This window comes from Pseudovibrio sp. Ad37, assembly GCF_001623075.1.
Taxonomy (GTDB): Bacteria; Pseudomonadota; Alphaproteobacteria; order Rhizobiales; family Stappiaceae; genus Pseudovibrio.
Window position 1 is genome coordinate 201582 of the sequence record NZ_LMCF01000012.1, and the last position, 17932, is coordinate 219513.

Sequence of the window (17932 nt, forward strand, 5' to 3'; positions counted from 1 at the left end):
TTCATGAAGAACACATGGCACTTGGCAGGCGAAACCTTGTCAAAAGTAGCGCTAAATAAGGAATTTTTCCGAGTATCTTGCTAAAACAGGGTTTTGCCTTATTTCGAGGTTAGGGATCGCGCAAGTTAATCTCAAATCCCAACTAAGTAGCGAAACGTGCAAGAGAGGAATAAGGTCTCTGATATGCCAACGATTGCTCTGGTCGATGACGACCGTAACATTTTGACATCCGTCTCAATAGCTTTGGAAGCCGAAGGATATCGGGTCCAGACCTATACAGACGGAACAGTCGCACTGGAAGGGCTTCAGGCCGACCCGCCGGACCTTGCTATCTTTGATATCAAGATGCCGCGTATGGATGGAATGGAGCTGCTGCGCCGTTTCCGCCAGATGTCCGACCTGCCTGTGATCTTTCTGACGTCTAAGGACGACGAGATTGATGAGTTGTTTGGCCTGAAAATGGGCGCCGACGACTTTATCCGGAAGCCATTCTCCCAGCGCCTGTTGGTTGAGCGTGTGAAGGCTGTTCTGCGCCGTGCTGCACCGCGAGATCCTGCAAGTGCTGCGACTGAGACTTCCAAGCTGCTGGAACGTGGCAACCTTGTCATGGATAAAGAGCGCCATACCTGCACATGGCTTGCAAAGCCGGTCACGCTGACAGTGACAGAATTTCTAATTCTCTTTGCTCTCGCTCAGCGTCCAGGCGTTGTGAAAAGCCGTAATGCGCTCATGGATGCTGCCTACGATGATCAGGTCTATGTTGACGATCGCACCATCGATAGCCATATCAAGCGCCTTCGCAAGAAGTTCAAAGTGGTTGATGATGACTTTGATATGATCGAAACACTCTACGGTGTAGGTTATCGCTTCCGCGAGAACTAATCTGAAGCAGCCCATGCTGGGCTGTCTGAAGCTTGGAAAAGCCTGAGAACACCCGTTCCTGAGAATTCGATAAGAGCGAATGTCGGAAAATAAAGAAGAACAAAAGCGGGAAGACATCGAAGCAGACGACGCTCCTGATACTCTTGACCCGCAACATACAGGTGCGTTCCGTTGGTTGGGACGTAGGCAAGTGCGCCAACGCGTCTTTACGCGCTGGATCTCGCTCGCCGGTATCTATGCCTTTTCTTCTTTGACCCGCCGCATTCTGGTGCTCAACCTCGTCGGTCTTCTGGCGATGGTGATCTCCATTCTGTACTTGAACCAGTTTCAGGCCGGTCTGATCGATGCACGCGTTCAATCATTGCTGGTTCAGGGCGAGATCATTGCAGGCGCCATTGCGGCGTCCACCACAAGCGATGGTGATTCTCTTATGGTTGATCCGGAGATGCTGCTGCGTCTGGAAGCCGGAGAGTCCACCAGTGCTCGCTCAACGCTGGGAAGTCTGGACTTCCCGATCAACCCTGAGATTGTCGGACCTATACTACGGCGACTGATATCGCCCACCAAAACACGGGCCCGAATCTACGACCCCGAAGGCATGTTGATGCTGGATTCACGCCAGCTCCATGCCCAAAACCAAATTTTCCGCTTCGATCTGCCGCCGCCGGACGAAAGCAAGGATCCCTTCTTCCAGAAAATGTGGGAGGAGCTGAAACTCTGGATCCGCCGTGGCGAGTACCCGCCATATAAAGAAGTCGGACGGACGGAAGGGCGCGAATACCCTGAGGTCGAGGCCGCACTGGCTGGTTCCCCTGCATCCGTTGTACGTGTTGGCGCAAAAGGCGAAATGGTTGTCGCCGTGGCTGTGCCAATTCAACGCTTCCGCGGTGTCCTTGGTTCACTACTCCTGTCGACACAAGGCGGGGACATTGACGATATCGTCGCCGCAGAACGCAATGCGATCCTGAAGATCTTTCTCGTTGCTGCTGTTGTGGTGATGATCCTGTCCGTGCTGTTAGCCGGTACTATCGCAGGACCAGTCCGCCGCTTGTCAGAAGCTGCGCAAAAAGTGCAATCAGCGATCAATACGCGGGAAGAAATTCCCGAGTTTGAAGATCGTTACGATGAGATTGGTCATTTGGCGCGTGCGCTGAGGAATATGACCAAGGCTCTGTATGGCCGTATGGATGCGATTGAGAGCTTCGCCGCAGATGTGGCACATGAGCTGAAAAACCCGCTGACATCCCTTCGAAGTGCCGTTGAAACACTGCCATTGGCAAAGAACGAGCGATCACGTGAACGCTTGCTAGAAGTCATCCAGCATGATGTAAAGCGCCTTGATCGCTTGATTACAGACATCTCTGAAGCATCGCGAATTGATGCAGAAATGTCTCGCGCAGAATCCCACGATGTTGATATGGCAACGTTGTTGCAGGCTGTCGTATCCATTGCCAATGAACGCGCTTGTGATGATATCCCTCATGTCGACTTGAAGTTTGAGCCATCCAAGACTGACAAGAATTTCCAGATGCAGGGCAATGACCAGCGTCTCGGTCAGGTCATCAATAACCTGATCGACAATGCGCGCTCGTTTGCACCAGAAGGAACTCCTGTTACAGTTACGGCGAAGCGCAAGAACAATCAGATTATCATCTGGGTCGAAGATTCTGGTCCTGGTATTAAAGAAGAACTCCGCGAACGCGTCTTTGAGCGCTTCTATACGGATAGACCGGAATATGAGGGCTTCGGAAACAACTCTGGCTTGGGTCTCTCTATCTGCCGCCAGATTATTGAAGCACACCGGGGTGAAATCTCGGTCATGAACCGAACCTCTGAAGAAGAGGGGCAAGAGCCGAAAGTGCTTGGTGCCCGGTTCGTGATCAAACTGAGGGCCAAAACAACCACATGACGACACTGGATCAGAAGCAAAGTGTACAGGCAGCAGAGGGACAAGCGATCCACGCGACGTGCCTGGTGGTTGGCACGAAAGGCATTCTGATCCGCGGCCCCTCTGGTACCGGCAAATCAGCGCTGGCGCTGGAATTTATACAGCGCGCGCATCTTAAAGGCAGTTTTGCAGCCCTCGTTGCTGATGATCGTGTCTACATTGCTGAGAAAAATAGTCGATTAATAGGGGCTTGCCCAAATCCAATTAAGGGAAAGGCCGAGCTGCGAGGCTATGGCGTTGTCGATGTTCCTTACCTCGATACTGCAGTAATCCATATGGTTCTGGATCTGGAAGCCCGAGAGGAAATCGATAGATTGCCGGAGGAGCAAGCGCAGACTTGTGAACTTTGCTCAGTCAAATTAATTCGACAACAAGTACCTAAAGAAGATCATTTAGCCGCTCTTCGGCTCGCGAATGCACTTATTTTTACTAATCCAGTGCACAACTATTAGCCCTCTGTGTATGAGCATGCCGATTTTTCTTGCACTGCAGCGTGTCCTTCAACAAAGTAGGATTGGAATAACCTAAGAGTAGACACTCTGTTAGTTCGCGGGAAATATATGATTGGTCTAGTTCTTGTCACCCATGGTCGGTTGGCAGAAGAGTTCAAATCGGCTCTTGAGCATGTTGTGGGTCCACAGGACCGGGTAGCAACCATTAGCATCGGCCCAGATGATGATATGGAACAACGTCGTCAGGACATCCTGCGTTCCGTTGAAGCTGTCAACGACGGCTCTGGCGTTGTCCTTCTTACCGACATGTTTGGCGGTACGCCTTCTAATCTCGCTATTTCTGTGATGGATGGTGGTAGCGTTGAGGTCGTAGCTGGTGTAAACCTGCCGATGCTCATAAAACTGGCAAGCGTTCGAAATGAAAAATCGCTCGCCGAAGCGGTAGAAGAAGCCCGCAGTGCAGGACAGAAGTATATCTCCGTAGCTTCGCAGGTCCTGTCCGGGCAAGGCTAAGAAAATATGGATGAATGCACTGTGTTAGCTCGCGATCTGACCATCGTGAACACCCGTGGTTTGCACGCGCGCGCCTCAGCTAAGCTGGTCAAGCTGGTTGAGACTTTTGATGCCCACGTAAGAGTTTCTAAGGACGGCCAAACTGTTGGTGGAACCTCCATCATGGGGCTGATGATGCTTGCAGCCAGCCCAGGCTGCTCAATCCACGTTGTCGTAACCGGCAATCAGAAAGAAGAAGCTATCTCCGCGATCGCGCATCTGGTGGAAGATGGTTTCGGTGAAAGAGACTAAATAAGGCCAGCACCTAGAGGATCTCATGAAAAAGCGCCCAGCTTCCCGCCTGTTGGTGGTTGATCCTCAAGACCGAATTCTCCTCTTCAATTTCAAGTTCGACAAAGGCCCTCTCAAAGGCCAGGACTATTGGGCCACCGTTGGCGGTGGTATTGAGCCGGGTGAGAGCTTTGAAGAAGCCGCCCGCCGCGAACTTCTGGAAGAAACCGGAAGCACCGAACCTGTCGGTGAGGTGATCCACGCCAGAAGAGCGGTTTTTCAGACACCATCCGGTGAGGTGGTAGATGCTGAAGAGCATTTTTTCTTTGTCACCGTTTCCGACTCGAAAATCGACTATTTCCCCCACACAGTGATAGAAACTCAGGTAATGAGAGTGCATCACTGGTGGACGCGGAAAGAGCTCGAAGCCACATCACTGACGATCTTCCCTGAAAATATCCTAGAAATTCTAAAGCCTTACCTTCCAAGAAGCGTATAAGCCACTCCGCATTCCTGAATTCACCTGTACTTTAGGTTGATATAAAGAAACCTTTATATCTTTATTGCGTTCGTCTTCTCCTGTGATGTATAACAGCATGCAGTGTACGCTCATTTTGCGAGCACTCATCAATCACGCGGGAGGGGACTATGGGCCCGGGCTTTCAGGAAGATTTAATGACTGCGTCTAACGATTACTACGTCAAAGACATCTCACTTGCAGAGTGGGGTCGTACTGAAATTGAAATTGCCGAAACCGAGATGCCGGGCCTGATGGCTTGTCGTGAGGAATTTGGTGCAAGTAAGCCTCTGAAAGGCGCGCGCATCGCTGGTTCTCTGCACATGACCATCCAGACAGCGGTTCTGATTGAGACCCTCATTGAGTTGGGTGCAGAAGTTCGCTGGGCATCTTGTAACATCTTCTCCACGCAGGATCAGGCTGCAGCTGCAATCGCAGCAGCTGGTGTTCCGGTGTTCGCTGAAAAAGGCGAAACCCTTGATGAATACTGGACCTATGCGGACAAAATCTTCGATTGGGGCGACGGCCAAACCGCAAACCTCATTCTGGATGATGGCGGCGACGCAACTCTGATGATTCTTCTCGGCGCGAAAGCTGAGAAAGACCTATCCGTTCTCGACAACCCGTCCAACGAAGAAGAAACCGCTCTCTTCGCAGCGATCAAGCGTCGCCTCGAAAAAGACCCGGGCTTCTACTCCAAAGTTAAGGGCAACATCCAAGGCGTCTCCGAAGAGACAACCACGGGTGTTATGCGCCTATACGAAATGCAGAGGAAGGGCGACCTGCCATTCCCTGCGATCAACGTGAACGACTCTGTCACCAAGTCCAAGTTCGACAACCGCTATGGCTGCCGTGAATCTCTCGTAGACGGTATCCGCCGCGGCACTGATGTCATGATGGCTGGTAAAGTTGCTGTTGTCGCTGGTTACGGCGACGTTGGCAAAGGCTCTGCGCAGTCTCTGGAAGGAGCTGGTGCCCGTGTGATCGTGACTGAGATCGATCCGATCTGTGCACTTCAGGCTGCGATGGATGGCTATGAAGTGAAGACGATGGAACAGGCCATCGGTGAAGGCGATATCTTTGTCACCACCACCGGCAACAAAGACGTCATCACAGCTGACCACATGCGCGACATGAAAGACATGGCGATCGTCTGTAACATCGGTCACTTCGACAACGAGATTCAGGTTGCTGCGCTGCGTAACTACAAATGGCGCAATGTGAAGCCACAGGTTGACCTGATCGAGTATCCGGATGGCAAGCGTCTGATCCTTCTCTCCGAAGGCCGCCTGGTTAACCTTGGCAATGCGACCGGTCATCCATCCTTTGTTATGTCCGCCAGCTTCACCAACCAGGTTCTGGCGCAAATGGAGCTGCACACCAAAGGCGACGACTACAAAAACGAAGTCTACGTGCTGCCGAAGCATCTGGATGAGAAGGTTGCGCGCCTGCATCTTAAGAAGCTTGGTGCAACCCTGTCTGAATTGACCGATGATCAGGCCAACTACCTCGGTCTCGACAAATCCGGTCCGTTCAAGGCTGAGCACTACAAGTACTGATACGCGTTCTTCGTAATTGCTGTTAACGCTAAGGGACTTAGCGTTAACAGCTCCATGAATTCTACTGGGTCCAATAAGCACACTTTCAATATATTGGGGGTGCGCTTGTTGGGCTTACTACAGATTGTGGTGGATGATTATTTCGCCCACAGGATTTGTTTACTTTTTGTAAAGATCCTCTTCTTCCCAAAAATCAATCAGGTTATGTTGATTATCGAATCAGTCGTTAAGTTAGGCAGTTGAGCGACTTATTCGCGATTCGTGACACCAATGCGGCGTGTGACACGAATCTGAGGCGGCGAAGAAAGGGGCACAACATGCCAGCATCCTGGCATAAACACGCGCGTGTTAACGTGCTGTGGCGTAGAAGGTTTAGGCTCGTTCTGAACCTGATGGGCGTTGCTGTGTTTGCTCTCCTGGGTGCTGCTGGTTTCTCTCAGGCTATGGATATTCTGCCAGCTCTTTCAGGTAGTTCTGTTGACGCCTTCAAGGTTGTCTGGGTCGCGGCAACGGCCGGCATAGCCTTGTACGCAGTCGCAGCCTCCGTCGTGCTTGTCCGCATCCGCAGGAATGACTCATTGTCGATCCTGCAACTGCGTCAGGACCGAGCCGATGCGATGGCGCGCATTGACCGCCTTGAAAGCTTGCTGGAAACAGAAGACAGTCTCCTTTTGGTCTGGGATGGTGAGGCCAAGCATCCCGGTGTTGCCGGACATCTACCTGAAAACCTTGAACTTGCAGGCGGCCTTTCGCAGCTCGTCGAGTTCGAGACATGGTTGGACGTCAAATCCGCCGAGGCCCTGCGCGCTTTCTTGGAGCATTTGCGCGGCCACGGCGAAGTCTTCCGGTTAACCTTAACGACCACCGAAGGGGTCTATCTGGAAGCATCCGGCCATACAGCAGGTGGGCTGGCAGTCCTGCGTCTGCGTGATCTGACCGGAGACCGTCAGCTCAGCGCCCGCCTTGCTGAGCAAAACAAAGAACTGCGCGAGCAGATCTCCTCGCTTCATAGCCTGTTGGACGCATTGCCGGGGCCTGCATGGCAACGCGACAACCATGGCCAGCTCGTCTGGGTCAACTCAGCTTATGTGGATGCTGTCGAGGCCGAAAGCACCCGCACTGTGGTTGATGAACAGATCGAGCTTCTGGAAGCTAAAGGCCGCAACAAACTCAACATGATGCGCCAGACTGACGGTGTCTATCATTCGCCAATGCCAGTTGTGGCAGCGGGTGAACGGCGCGTCTTTGAGTTGACTGACGTGAATTCTGAGCATGGCAATGCCGGTCTTGCTCAGGACATTTCCGAGCTTGAACGTGTACAGGGGCAGCTTCGCCGCACACTAGAGTCCCATACGCGCACGCTCGATCAGCTTCAAACACCTGTGGCCGTGTTTGGCGCTGATCATCGTCTCCAGTTCTACAATGCAGCCTATCGCTCCCTATGGGATATCGATCAGAGCTTCCTGGAGACCAAGCCGGAAGAAGGCGAGCTGCTCGACGCCCTGCGCGCAGCTCGTAAACTGCCAGAGCAGGCTGACTATCGTGGTTGGAGAAACAAACATCTGGAATGCTACCATGCCTTGGATGCACAGGCGTATTGGTGGCATTTGCCAGATGGACGGACCCTCCGCGTGATCGCCAGCCCGCATCCGCAAGGTGGTGTGACGTACTTCTATGAGAACGTGACCGAGCAGTTGGATCTGGAAAGCCGCTTCAACGCACTCACCCGGGTACAGCGAGAAACGCTCGACCACCTGACAGAAGCTGTCGCCGTGTTCGGCTCCAACGGACGCATGCGCCTGTCTAACCCGGCCTTTGCCGAGGTCTGGGGCCTGTCTCAGGAGTTCCTCGAAGCAGATCCGCATGTCAATGACCTGCTGGACACCTGCAAGGAGCTGATGGGTGAGTCCGATCGTTGGCAAGAGCTCGCCCGTGGCGTAACAGGCCTGTCCGACAACCGCACCAGCGTTTCTGGTCGCATGGAGCGGATCGACGGGTCTGTTATCGACTACGTCACCGTACCGCTGCCAGATGGTGGAACGCTACTCACCTTCGTGAACGTCACTGATACGGTCAACGTGGAACGTGCCCTCCACGCCACCAATGATGCGCTTCAGGAAGCCGACCAGCTCAAGAACGCCTTTATTCAACACGTGTCTTACGAGCTGCGATCTCCGCTGACCACCATCATCGGCTTCGCTCAGTTGTTGGGTGATGCCAAGTTCGGCGATCTGTCTCCGAAGCAGGAAGAATACACCGACTACATCCTGTCATCCTCGTCTGCTCTGCTGCACATCATCAACGACATCCTTGATCTGGCAACCGTTGATGCCGGCATCATGGAACTCGAAATCTCCGAGGTCGATGTTGCGCAGACGGTATCTGAAGCTGTCGAAGGCCTGAAAGATCGTCTGGTCGAATCCAACATCACGCTCCGCACCCACATGCCTGAGGGTATTGGCCATCTCAAAGCAGATGAGCGTCGATTGCGTCAGGTTCTCTTCAACCTGCTCTCCAACGCAATCAGCTACTCCAACAAAGGCGGCTTGGTAGACATCAGCTGCCAGCGAGAGGAAAACGAAATCCGCTTCCGCATCAAGGATCATGGTGCAGGCATCCCTCAGGAGATGCTGGATCAGGTCTTCTCGCGCTTTGTAGGCCGCGGTGCAGGTGGAAATCGTCAGGGCGTTGGCCTTGGCCTGTCGATCGTGAAAAGCTTTGTCGAGCTCCACGGCGGTAAAGTCGATATTTCCTCCGCCGAAGGGCAGGGCACCACAGTGGATTGCACCTTCCCGCTTGAGCCGCATGTCCATTCGCTGGAAGCGGCGGAATAACTCATCCTTCAGTTTTCGGTCAGATAAATGCCTCTGGGGCTTGAGTTCCCTTGCTGGTTTTGGCAAGTGCTTACTCTTGAGGAATTCCGAGCGCGTCGTGTGTCTGCAAATGAACGCGACCTGCTCTAATAGATTGGTACGTATCCTTGGTAAGTAAGTTCAGTCTTTCTTTAAGGGGACGCTTGGAAAGTATAGATTAGAGCATTCTGCGTGAGCGCGATTATGTGCAGCTGCTCTTGAGGCGAATTGTATGAAGGTACTTCTCGACAATCAGAGAGCAACAGAGCTCTTTGCTGCGGATTTGGCTGAGCTGCTGAAAGAGGGAGACGTACTTGCTCTTTCCGGAGATCTGGGCACGGGCAAATCCACTTTGAGCAGAGCACTGCTGCGGCATCTGGCAGCTGACCCTCATCTGGAAGTCCCAAGCCCCACCTTCACACTCGTTCAAACCTACGACCTGCCGAGAATGTCTGTCGCCCATCTCGACCTCTATCGCATTGAAGAGCCGGAGGAGTTGGAAGAGCTCGGGCTCGACGAATATCTGGAAACCGGCGTCGCGTTGATTGAATGGCCAGAGATGGGAGATCCCTCCTACTGGCCAGAAGCGCTGGACCTGAAGCTGACAGAAGGCACCGAGCCAGACACCCGCGAGATCACCTTCACAGCCAACTGCGAAAGCTGGCAAAACCGTCTTGATCGCCTCGCCGCCCGCCGCGCTCTGCTGCAAAAATCCGGCTGGATTGATGCCGAGCGTGAGCACGTGCAGGGCGATGCCTCTATGCGGACCTATTTTCGTCTTCACAAAAACGGTGAGACAGTCGTCTTTATGGATAGTCCGCCAACTGGGCCAGAGCCGCGTCTGCCCACTGGCAAAACCTACGGCGAAACCGTACATCGCGCCAGGGACGTTACTGCCTTCTTCGCGCTCAGTAACGCCTTGGCGGATCATGGGTTCCGCGTACCAAAACGACTGGCCGCCGACCCTGAAAACGGATTGGCGCTGCTGGAGGATTTCGGCGACCAGATCATCACCGAAAACGGTGAGGCGGTCAAAGAGCGCTACGAGCTGGCCATTGATGATATCGCCCGGCTCCACAGCTGCAACTGGCAAACAGAGCTGCAGGCGGATGGCAAACCCCATCAGCTGAAACCCTGTGATTTCGAAGTACTGATCACGGAAGCTGACCTCTACCTCCAATGGTACCTGCCTTACGCCAGTGGAGAGCCTGCAACTGAACAGCAAGGCCGCGACTACGTTGAAGCGTGGCGAGAGCTGCTGGAGCCAGTCTTCCAGAGCGAACCGACACTGCTTTTACGGGATTACCACAGCCCAAATATCATGTGGTTGCCAGAAGCATCAGGCCTCAATAAGCTAGGTCTTATTGACTACCAAGATGCAATGATAGGCCCTGCGGCCTATGATGTTGCCTCGCTCGTGTACGATGCACGCGTGGACATGCCAGCCGACCTGCAGGAGCATTTGCTGCAGCGATATTGCGACTTGGCAAGAAAACATAAACCCATTTTTGATGAAATGGCGTTTCGGAATGCTGTTGCTGTGTTGGCGTTGCAGCGCAATGCCAAAATCCTTGGCGCGTTTGTACGTCTTGATAAGCAGCTCGGAAAACCTAAATACATGGAGATGCTTCCTCGCATCCGCAATTACGTGCGGCAGTGCTTTGCACAATTAGGGGAAGTTAAACTCAAACCCATGTTCACTGTCATACTCTCGTCAAATGAGACGAGCCAAAGTGACGACTGAAACAAGAGAACAAAACAACAGAGACAACGAGATGCCTAAAGAAATTTCCTTCCACCCTAAATCGGCAATGGTTTTGTCCGCGGGGCTGGGTAAACGTATGCGGCCCCTGACGGCGACAACCCCAAAACCTCTCATCGAGGTGGATGGTAAGTCGATGTTCGCGCGCGCAGCATCACGTTTGAAGGATGCTGGCCTCGAAACCTGCGTTGTCAACGTGCACTACCTTGCAGACCTTGTAGAGGCCCATGCCCGCAGGTTTGAAGGCTTGGATGTAAAAATCTCAGATGAACGCGAAGAGCTTTTAGATACCGGTGGTGGCATCAAAAAAGCCCTGCCAATGCTTGGTACTGATCCGTTCATTTTGAAAAACTCCGACAGCTTCTGGCTGGAAGGGGTGAAGCCCAATCTGGATCTTCTCGTAGAAACTTGGGATGACCATCAGATGGATATGCTGATGCTGCTCGCGCCAACCGTGAATGCGGTTGGGTATGACGGCAAAGGCGATTTCCTGATGAGTGATGAAGGCAAGCTGGAACGCCGCGATGAGCGTTCTGTGGCACCTTTCATCTATTCCGGCACAGCGATGATCCATCCACGGTTGTTCAAGGATACGCCGGAAGGCCCATTCTCCCTCAACCTGCTTTTTGACAAAGCGATTGAGAATGGCCGCCTCTACGGTGTCGAAGGCGATGGCCTTTGGCTGCACGTTGGAACGCCTCAAGGCCTTGATGACGCAGAACGCGCCATCGCCAACAGCACAAACTAAACCCAAAACAGGACGGCCCGCCAAATCGCGCGGGCCACCTCAGCTCACACCCTCCTAAGACTGAAGTACCAATACTCAATGCATTTTGGCGACTTTCACAAACACCTGCAATCTTGGCACTGGATATCGGACATCCACTCCGCTCGTCTAGCAGGACGGCAAGTGTTACCAGAGGCGAGGCATCACCTCCCTCGTCATCCCGGCCCCCGAGCCGGGACCCATAACCCTTTGAGTTTGCGGGTTAACAGAGCATATCCCACAAAGAACATGCCCTAAATCCAAACTCCATCAACGCATCTGAAAACACACACGAAGATGCTGGCCTGCGGGCACAATTCGCCCGGCCGCAGACCAGCAGGACACTCATGAAGGGCTGTGCAAGGGTAGTTGAGGCAGCCCTTGGAGTGCCGTTCACAGTGATCTAATCAAGAGACACAATATTGGTTTCGACCGGAGGTGGAGAGGCGACGCTGCGTGTCGCGTGACCGGAAAATCCTTTAGGGAAGGACGTGTCGGACAACGCATCAGTTAAAGTTCCGCAGGTCTTATCAAGTGCCTCTAGGCGGTTACATAAAGCGTAGTGCAGAGTGACTAAAACGTCACGTTCGCAACTGTTCTTCATCCGCTCGCTCAGCACCATATGCTGCATATAAGCAAGGTTCTGAAGATCAGAAACAGCAAAGTTCACGTCGTCAAATTTATTCTGAAGAGTATTTGTGGCGCCACAGGCGCATGCAGTGTCGTCCATAATCAAAGCCTTTCTGACTTGGCTGTTGAATGAACCGCACGACATTGAGCTTTCGACGGCCCGCTGGCGAGCGGGAGGTTCGAAACCTGAGTCAGACAGGCGAGTTTATTCCCCTCCGAAGGAGGTGTTGTATTCACCGCCCTCCCGCTCATAGCAAAGGGTTTGCGCCCTTAGAAAAAGACACAAAAAATCCGCTAGTTGACGGGAGCGGTTACCGCTGACAAAGAGGTTTCGAAGCCTCACATATGAATGTGGAATGGAACCGCCCACCTGTCAACGAAAAGTTGCAAAAGCAAAAGAAGTGTTGCCGTTGGGATACGCCGAGAGAATGGGTAAAAGAGTAATTATTGCCAGTTACCACTTATCGTGGCTTATGTTAGTTACTTAAAGCTCTTTTCAAAATGAGGCTGGAAAATGAGAAGTGAGCTGCCAACACAAGGTTGGCAGCAAAAGTTTTGGTTTACTACGCTATTAGGTCCATAGCTTCAGTTGTTGCTGTAGCTGCGGCTGACAAGTTGTACAGATCTGCACCAGAGAACTGATCTGTAGAAAATCCATCCAACACAGCAAAAGAGTCATCAATTTTTACGAGTGTTGACCCAATGTATTTACCTTCAAGCGAAGCAATTCCAGCAAAGGTTTCAGCAGTGATTTCTGCATTCTGAATAACCTGAGCCACCTCTCCATAGTAGCCGATGAGATCGACACCATCTGTAAAATCAGTGACAACGCTGAGGCCATCACCTGGGCCAAACATGAATACGTCGGTGTCTGCACCGCCGGTCACGATATTGTTGATCCCACTACCGCCGCGAATAAAGTCAACACCAGCACCACCATCAAGTGTATCGTCTCCATCGCCACCTTGGAGAACGTCACTTCCGTCACCACCCAGAATGGCGTCATTTCCAGAACCACCTAGGATAACATCATTTCCGTCACCACCTAGGATGGTATCATTTCCACCACCACCATTGATTTTGTCTACACCACCATTGCCGTAGATGGTTTCACCAGCAGAAGAACCATTTAAGGTGTCATTTCCAGCAGAACCATTGATTGTGACTGCACCATTAGTCTGGAAGTCTAATTTTGTTAGTGTCGTACCATCAGAAAACACAAACTTCTCGATTGGGGAGGATGCACTTGCCCCGTCTTGGAGTGTGATCACATCAGTAATCTGACTAAGGGGCTGATCTGGATTTGCTGGGTCGATGATATAGATTTTGAGATCATTGGGGTTTACTGGGTCCACGGCAACCCTGACATGGTCTAAATTGATACCAGAACCGAACTTAATAGTGTCATTATTACCTGAAGTATCGATGATTTTATCTTTTTCATTGCCTCTATTAAACTTGTAAGTGTCGTTTCCGCTCCCGCCATACAAAATGTCATCGCCACTCTCTCCGTCTAAGTAATCGTCGCCGTTACCGCCACTTACACCATCATCACCGGTGCCACCGTAAAGAGTATCGTTACCACCATCGCCACCAAGCCAATCGTCGTCTGCTTCCCCCCAAATAATGTCATCACCGTCGCCACCAGTCAGAAAATCATCACCACTTTCTCCATGGATAAAATCATTACCATGATGAGTGCGGATACTGTCATTACCAGCACCTGCATATACAAGGTCAGCTACTAAGTCATAGTTGCTGAAATTATCATCGCCGCTGCCAAGTCGGGTAGTCTTTGCCATTTTCCGCTTCCTTGAGTTCTATAAGTTTATATACAATAAGTTGTACAAATAGTATGAGCTCTTCATGCTTGTGTTTGACTGACCACCCCTGTCTTGAAATATTAAGTTAGATTTTACTCTTTCAAAGAGATGCAATGAAAGCGGTAGATGCGGTGTCGCTGAACAAGCGGCACACATCATGATGCCCATTTGCTCTATCTTCGTTGAACAAAAATACGCCATATCTGCATGTGGGAAATGTGCTTAGCAAAAAGTCCATTATTCATGGTCAAACCACCCACTTTACTTTTCAACCGATTGATTTCAGCGCCCCGACTATCTCGGAGCGGCGGTTTTCAATCCAACCTCGCCAACCGTAAGGAATTTATCCCGCCAGTCCTTCAAATCTGCTGTCCTCCGCCTCTGGAATTACCTAGAGGCGCACATGGAAGCTTGAGGTGATTGAAGCACTTAACCCGTCATAGTGCGATCTGTATTCGGATTTAAACTGAGGTCTTCATGAAGGATTCTGCCACCCCGGCAAGGCTGGTCTCAATCTCAGCAACCGCAATACCCACGCCGTCTTCGCTTTGTAGATGCAGAGCAAGATCATGTGCGTTCTTCTTCAGCACAGCGTCATCGACTGCAAGGTGAATGGAGTGCGCCAACCTGTCAGAAGTTAGGGCTTTGCGAGGCACAGGTGGGGCGCCAACGCCCAGAGCAACACTCTTTTGAGCCCAGTAAGGCTGATCGCCGAAGAAGGGGCACAAAACGCAAGGCACGCCTGCACGAAACCCTTGGGCAGTGGTTCCCATGCCACCATGATGCACAACAGCTGCCATCTTCGGAAACAGCCACTCATGCGGAACATCAGAAACACTCAGGATATCGTCGCTCTCAATGGCGTCAAACCCAGCCCAGCCAGTTGAGAGGACACCGCGAACATTTGCCTTTCGCAGGGCTTCAACAAGAACCTCTTGCAACGCTTTGGGGTCCTCAACCGTCATACTGCCAAACCCAATGTAAACGGGTGGAGGGCCATGCTCGAGGAAACTGCACAGATTTGCTGGTGGTTCATAGTCCCCGTCAGACTTCAAACTCCAGTAACCGCTCATAACCGCTTCATCTGGCCAGTCTTTTGGCCGGGGAATAACCCATGAGCTGATTGCGTGAAGCGTCTTGATTGGCAGGGCGCCACGGGGAAACAAAACCTCATTGCGACGTCGAATTCCTGGAAGTTTCAGTATCTCGGTTCGCAGCATATTGACCGATTTCCGGAAAGCCGAATAAGAGAGTTTGACCAGTGCGTATCCCAGCTTGTTGTAGCCCGGTATCGGCAGGTTGGGCATCCCTGCGACTGGGAACTCGCTTGTCGGGACGATCATCGGTTGCAACAATCCCATCACAGCAGGGATGTTAAGGGCCTCTGCAATATGAGGCGCAGCCATCACCTTGGGGTGGAAGACAATGAGATCGGGCTGAACGGCTTGTGCGGCCCGCCACGCATCACGGTTGAGCCCATCATTCAGCCGACCAGATTTTTTCGCTAGCCGTGCACCTGCTGCGATCCTCTTTAAAAACCCGGAGGCCCCCTCCAGTGCTGCGATCCCGTCAGGAGTGGTCATCAGATCAATCGTGTCATTTGAAAGCGGCTCAAATGCCAGACCGAAACTCTTGACCCAGTCACCATATTTCTCAGCACTGCTGATTGTGACGGTGTGACCACGAGCTGTAAGCCCGCAGGCCAAAGCGATAAAGGGCTCAACATCTCCGCGAGAGCCATAGGTCAATATGAGAATCTTAGCAGGCTGCAACATCTGTCAGAGTATAGACCTCTTGCAAAGATGCTCCAGACCCAAATGCTCTTTCTCACTGGCTTGAAAGGAAAGCCGAAAACAGCATTTGTTGTTTGTCAGGCCATATCATCCCCTCGATGGGCAGAGGAGTTCCCCTGCTGCCCATCGAGGGGATTACGTAACAGGTGCAGGTGCTATGCAGGCACAGTCAGGTCCTGTGCCAACATCATCGCATTGCCGTCTGGATCATAGAAGGTCGCAGTGCTCACCATGCCTTCAATGGTTTCGGTGGCGCCATCAAACTTCACGCCTGCAGCTTCCAACGAGCCGCGCGCACTCTCAATGTCACCAATACCAAAAACCGGAACCGTATTGCCTGGAGAAGGCTTGGCCTGTTCGCCGAGACCAAGAGTAACGCCTTCCGTCTTGGTCTTCATTTCACTCCAGCCGGCTTCATCAATATGATGGATCAGCTCAAAGCCAAGCATGGTGCTGTACCACTCAGCGCTTACATGGCGGTCACGAACAGAAATGGCGAGGGTAATCGTATTTTCCAAAGAAACGAGAGACATCAAACTTTCCTTTTGCTAAAAAATAAAGTAACTATACATTATGGACATTGCGACGCTTGTCAAGCTCACGTCTCGGGCTTGGTCTCTAAATATTCTGGCTCTCTTGCATTCCGGTGTTCCCGGCAGGCAGGCCCCGTTGTTGGCTGCATCGGGCGCTGGCCGCACGTCATTCGCGGCAAGTCTTGAGCATCTTACCCAGCTTAAACTCCTGGAGAGGAACCCAGGTCACGGTCATCCGCTGCGCCCCGAGTTTCGCTTGACCCCGGCAGGCATCAAGGCCGCCGAAATCGCCAGCAAAATCGTGACCGCAGTTCCGGATGAGAAGGAATTCGCCCTATTGCGCAAAAGCTGGACGGTCCCCATTCTGGCGCTCACCGCCGCTCCTCAGCGCTTCTCAGGAATAAGAACGAACCTGGTGCCAATCACCGATCGCGCGCTATCAGCCTCGCTGGTTCAGCTTGAGGAGCGAGAGTGGATCAAACGCGACATCAACACTGCTGCCCGCGTCCCATTCCCCACCTACTGCGCCGCAAACGCCGGACAACAAATCAACCGCGCAATTGATCTGCGGGTGTGATTTATAAGGAGAATCAGATTGTCAAAGGTTGTTGACGTTTCGTCGTGGCACAAATATCACGTATGACATTTAAGCTTGGAGGTTCGAATGGCACGCCAATATTTTTCTACGTGCAGCTTTGAGGTTGATGGGGAGCAGGAAACGAATGAAGCCTTATCAATCTTGTGTATTGATACAGAATTAGCACAATCAATATCCCATTTGTTTGGGTGTGTACCACTTGCGCTAGATACAGATGAAAGTGGATTGCTTATTCGCGTTGCGATGGGGCAAGGTGAGGCAGCGCGTTCTGCTACGTTATCAGATTTAGATGATTGGCCTCCTATCGAAGATTGGATGCGTCTAACTGGGGATCTGGAGACCACAGGTTTTGATAAACACTTAGGTAAGGTGCGTGTTCCTAACTTTACTGCAAATCAACAACACGAGTTGAAGGCAGAAAGATCTGGTCGTAGCCAACTGGGAGGTGATGTTCCAATTGGGTTCTCTCCAGCAAAAACCGGCAAACCAAATGATACCCAATATATTGGTACTTTAGCTACTCAAGACTTTCCGGTGTTACCCTTCGATCTTCATTTATCGATTCCAATTTTTGATGAGTACAGCACTTTGATTTTGGACTACCATGATCCGATGGCCCCGATTATTGTTGATCGAGACCAAGTTGAAGAGAAGTATATTCAAAGTTTGAGCGGTGTAGTGGAGAATGCAACGCAAGCGGGCTGGGAGCCTGTTTCTTTTGGGGTAGAAAGCACCAGTAAGTGGATAAAAGAACCTGATCTTGGAGTGTCTGGTGTACCTGCATTTATACAAGACTCTGTGCTTCCAAAATCTCCGAAAACAGGCCGATTGATGCCGTTCCTATGTCAGTTTTCTTCAATAAATGGGCCAAAACTGAAACAATCATCAATTGGGGCGATTGAGGATCCCGAGTATTTCAACGACCACATGGCATTCTTTGGTGATGGTGCTGTGTTTCTATTTTGGGAAAAAGAAACTCGTTTGCTTGCATTTGTGATGCAAAATACCTGACGCAAGTGAGGCGTGTTCACTGT

16 protein-coding genes are annotated in these 17932 nt (G+C 51.8%); 12 read left to right on the forward strand and 4 right to left on the reverse strand.

Going from position 1 to position 17932, the window contains the following annotated elements; all coding sequences use genetic code 11:
• Positions 1 to 183 precede the first annotated feature (183 nt).
• From PsAD37_RS03015 to PsAD37_RS03065, 10 genes are all read left to right on the forward strand, one after another.
• Complete coding sequence (locus tag PsAD37_RS03015) at positions 184 to 882, forward strand: response regulator transcription factor (protein WP_063286425.1); 699 nt, start codon at positions 184 to 186, stop codon at positions 880 to 882.
• Positions 883 to 961: 79 nt separating this feature from the next.
• Positions 962 to 2791 carry a sensor histidine kinase gene (locus PsAD37_RS03020; RefSeq protein WP_063294871.1) on the forward strand — a complete coding sequence of 610 codons (1830 nt, stop codon included), beginning with the start codon at positions 962 to 964 and terminating at the stop codon, positions 2789 to 2791.
• Positions 2788 to 3282: an HPr kinase/phosphorylase gene (locus PsAD37_RS03025; RefSeq protein ID WP_063294872.1), complete on the forward strand. Its 495-nt coding sequence runs from the start codon at positions 2788 to 2790 to the stop codon at positions 3280 to 3282. Before PsAD37_RS03020 ends, PsAD37_RS03025 begins: the two co-directional genes overlap by 4 nt.
• A gap of 108 nt (positions 3283 to 3390) precedes the next feature.
• Positions 3391 to 3795: a PTS sugar transporter subunit IIA gene (locus tag PsAD37_RS03030; RefSeq protein ID WP_057462958.1), complete on the forward strand. Its 405-nt coding sequence runs from the start codon at positions 3391 to 3393 to the stop codon at positions 3793 to 3795.
• 6 nt (positions 3796 to 3801) lie between these two features.
• A complete protein-coding gene (locus PsAD37_RS03035) occupies positions 3802 to 4086 on the forward strand; it encodes an HPr family phosphocarrier protein (protein WP_063294873.1) in 285 nt (94 codons plus the stop codon).
• Between the two features lie 25 nt (positions 4087 to 4111).
• Positions 4112 to 4564 carry an NUDIX hydrolase gene (locus PsAD37_RS03040; RefSeq protein WP_063294874.1) on the forward strand — a complete coding sequence of 151 codons (453 nt, stop codon included), beginning with the start codon at positions 4112 to 4114 and terminating at the stop codon, positions 4562 to 4564.
• Between the two features lie 176 nt (positions 4565 to 4740).
• Complete coding sequence (gene ahcY / locus PsAD37_RS03045) at positions 4741 to 6141, forward strand: adenosylhomocysteinase (protein ID WP_063294967.1); 1401 nt, start codon at positions 4741 to 4743, stop codon at positions 6139 to 6141.
• Positions 6142 to 6458: 317 nt separating this feature from the next.
• Entirely contained in the window at positions 6459 to 8975 is a 2517-nt protein-coding gene (locus PsAD37_RS03055) for a PAS domain-containing sensor histidine kinase (RefSeq protein ID WP_208991652.1), read from the forward strand.
• Between the two features lie 250 nt (positions 8976 to 9225).
• Positions 9226 to 10737: a tRNA (adenosine(37)-N6)-threonylcarbamoyltransferase complex ATPase subunit type 1 TsaE gene (tsaE, locus tag PsAD37_RS03060; protein WP_063294877.1), complete on the forward strand. Its 1512-nt coding sequence runs from the start codon at positions 9226 to 9228 to the stop codon at positions 10735 to 10737.
• 31 nt (positions 10738 to 10768) lie between these two features.
• The gene (locus PsAD37_RS03065) at positions 10769 to 11503 is read left to right on the forward strand and encodes a nucleotidyltransferase family protein (protein WP_063294968.1); all 735 of its coding nucleotides are present in this window, start codon (positions 10769 to 10771) and stop codon (positions 11501 to 11503) included.
• A 421-nt stretch (positions 11504 to 11924) separates the two neighbouring features.
• On the opposite strand, the gene PsAD37_RS03070 is transcribed toward PsAD37_RS03065, so the two are convergent.
• The 4 genes from PsAD37_RS03070 to PsAD37_RS03085 all read right to left on the reverse strand — a co-directional run bounded on the left by PsAD37_RS03070 (position 11925) and on the right by PsAD37_RS03085 (position 16300).
• Positions 11925 to 12251, reverse strand: coding sequence for a hypothetical protein (locus PsAD37_RS03070; RefSeq protein WP_063294878.1), 327 nt, complete (start codon positions 12249 to 12251; stop codon positions 11925 to 11927).
• 463 nt (positions 12252 to 12714) lie between these two features.
• Entirely contained in the window at positions 12715 to 13953 is a 1239-nt protein-coding gene (locus PsAD37_RS29360) for a calcium-binding protein (RefSeq protein ID WP_063294879.1), read from the reverse strand.
• Between the two features lie 482 nt (positions 13954 to 14435).
• Positions 14436 to 15722, reverse strand: a complete 1287-nt coding sequence (locus tag PsAD37_RS03080; protein ID WP_206600055.1) for a glycosyltransferase — start codon at positions 15720 to 15722, stop codon at positions 14436 to 14438.
• Positions 15723 to 15922: 200 nt separating this feature from the next.
• Positions 15923 to 16300 carry a VOC family protein gene (locus PsAD37_RS03085; RefSeq protein ID WP_063294881.1) on the reverse strand — a complete coding sequence of 126 codons (378 nt, stop codon included), beginning with the start codon at positions 16298 to 16300 and terminating at the stop codon, positions 15923 to 15925.
• A gap of 136 nt (positions 16301 to 16436) precedes the next feature.
• Here PsAD37_RS03085 and PsAD37_RS03090 point away from each other — a divergent pair, with 136 nt between their 5' ends.
• Both PsAD37_RS03090 and PsAD37_RS03095 read left to right on the forward strand, forming a co-directional pair.
• Entirely contained in the window at positions 16437 to 16877 is a 441-nt protein-coding gene (locus PsAD37_RS03090) for a winged helix-turn-helix transcriptional regulator (protein WP_208860016.1), read from the forward strand.
• An 87-nt stretch (positions 16878 to 16964) separates the two neighbouring features.
• Positions 16965 to 17909, forward strand: a complete 945-nt coding sequence (locus PsAD37_RS03095; protein ID WP_063294883.1) for a hypothetical protein — start codon at positions 16965 to 16967, stop codon at positions 17907 to 17909.
• The last annotated feature ends 23 nt before the right edge of the window (positions 17910 to 17932 follow it).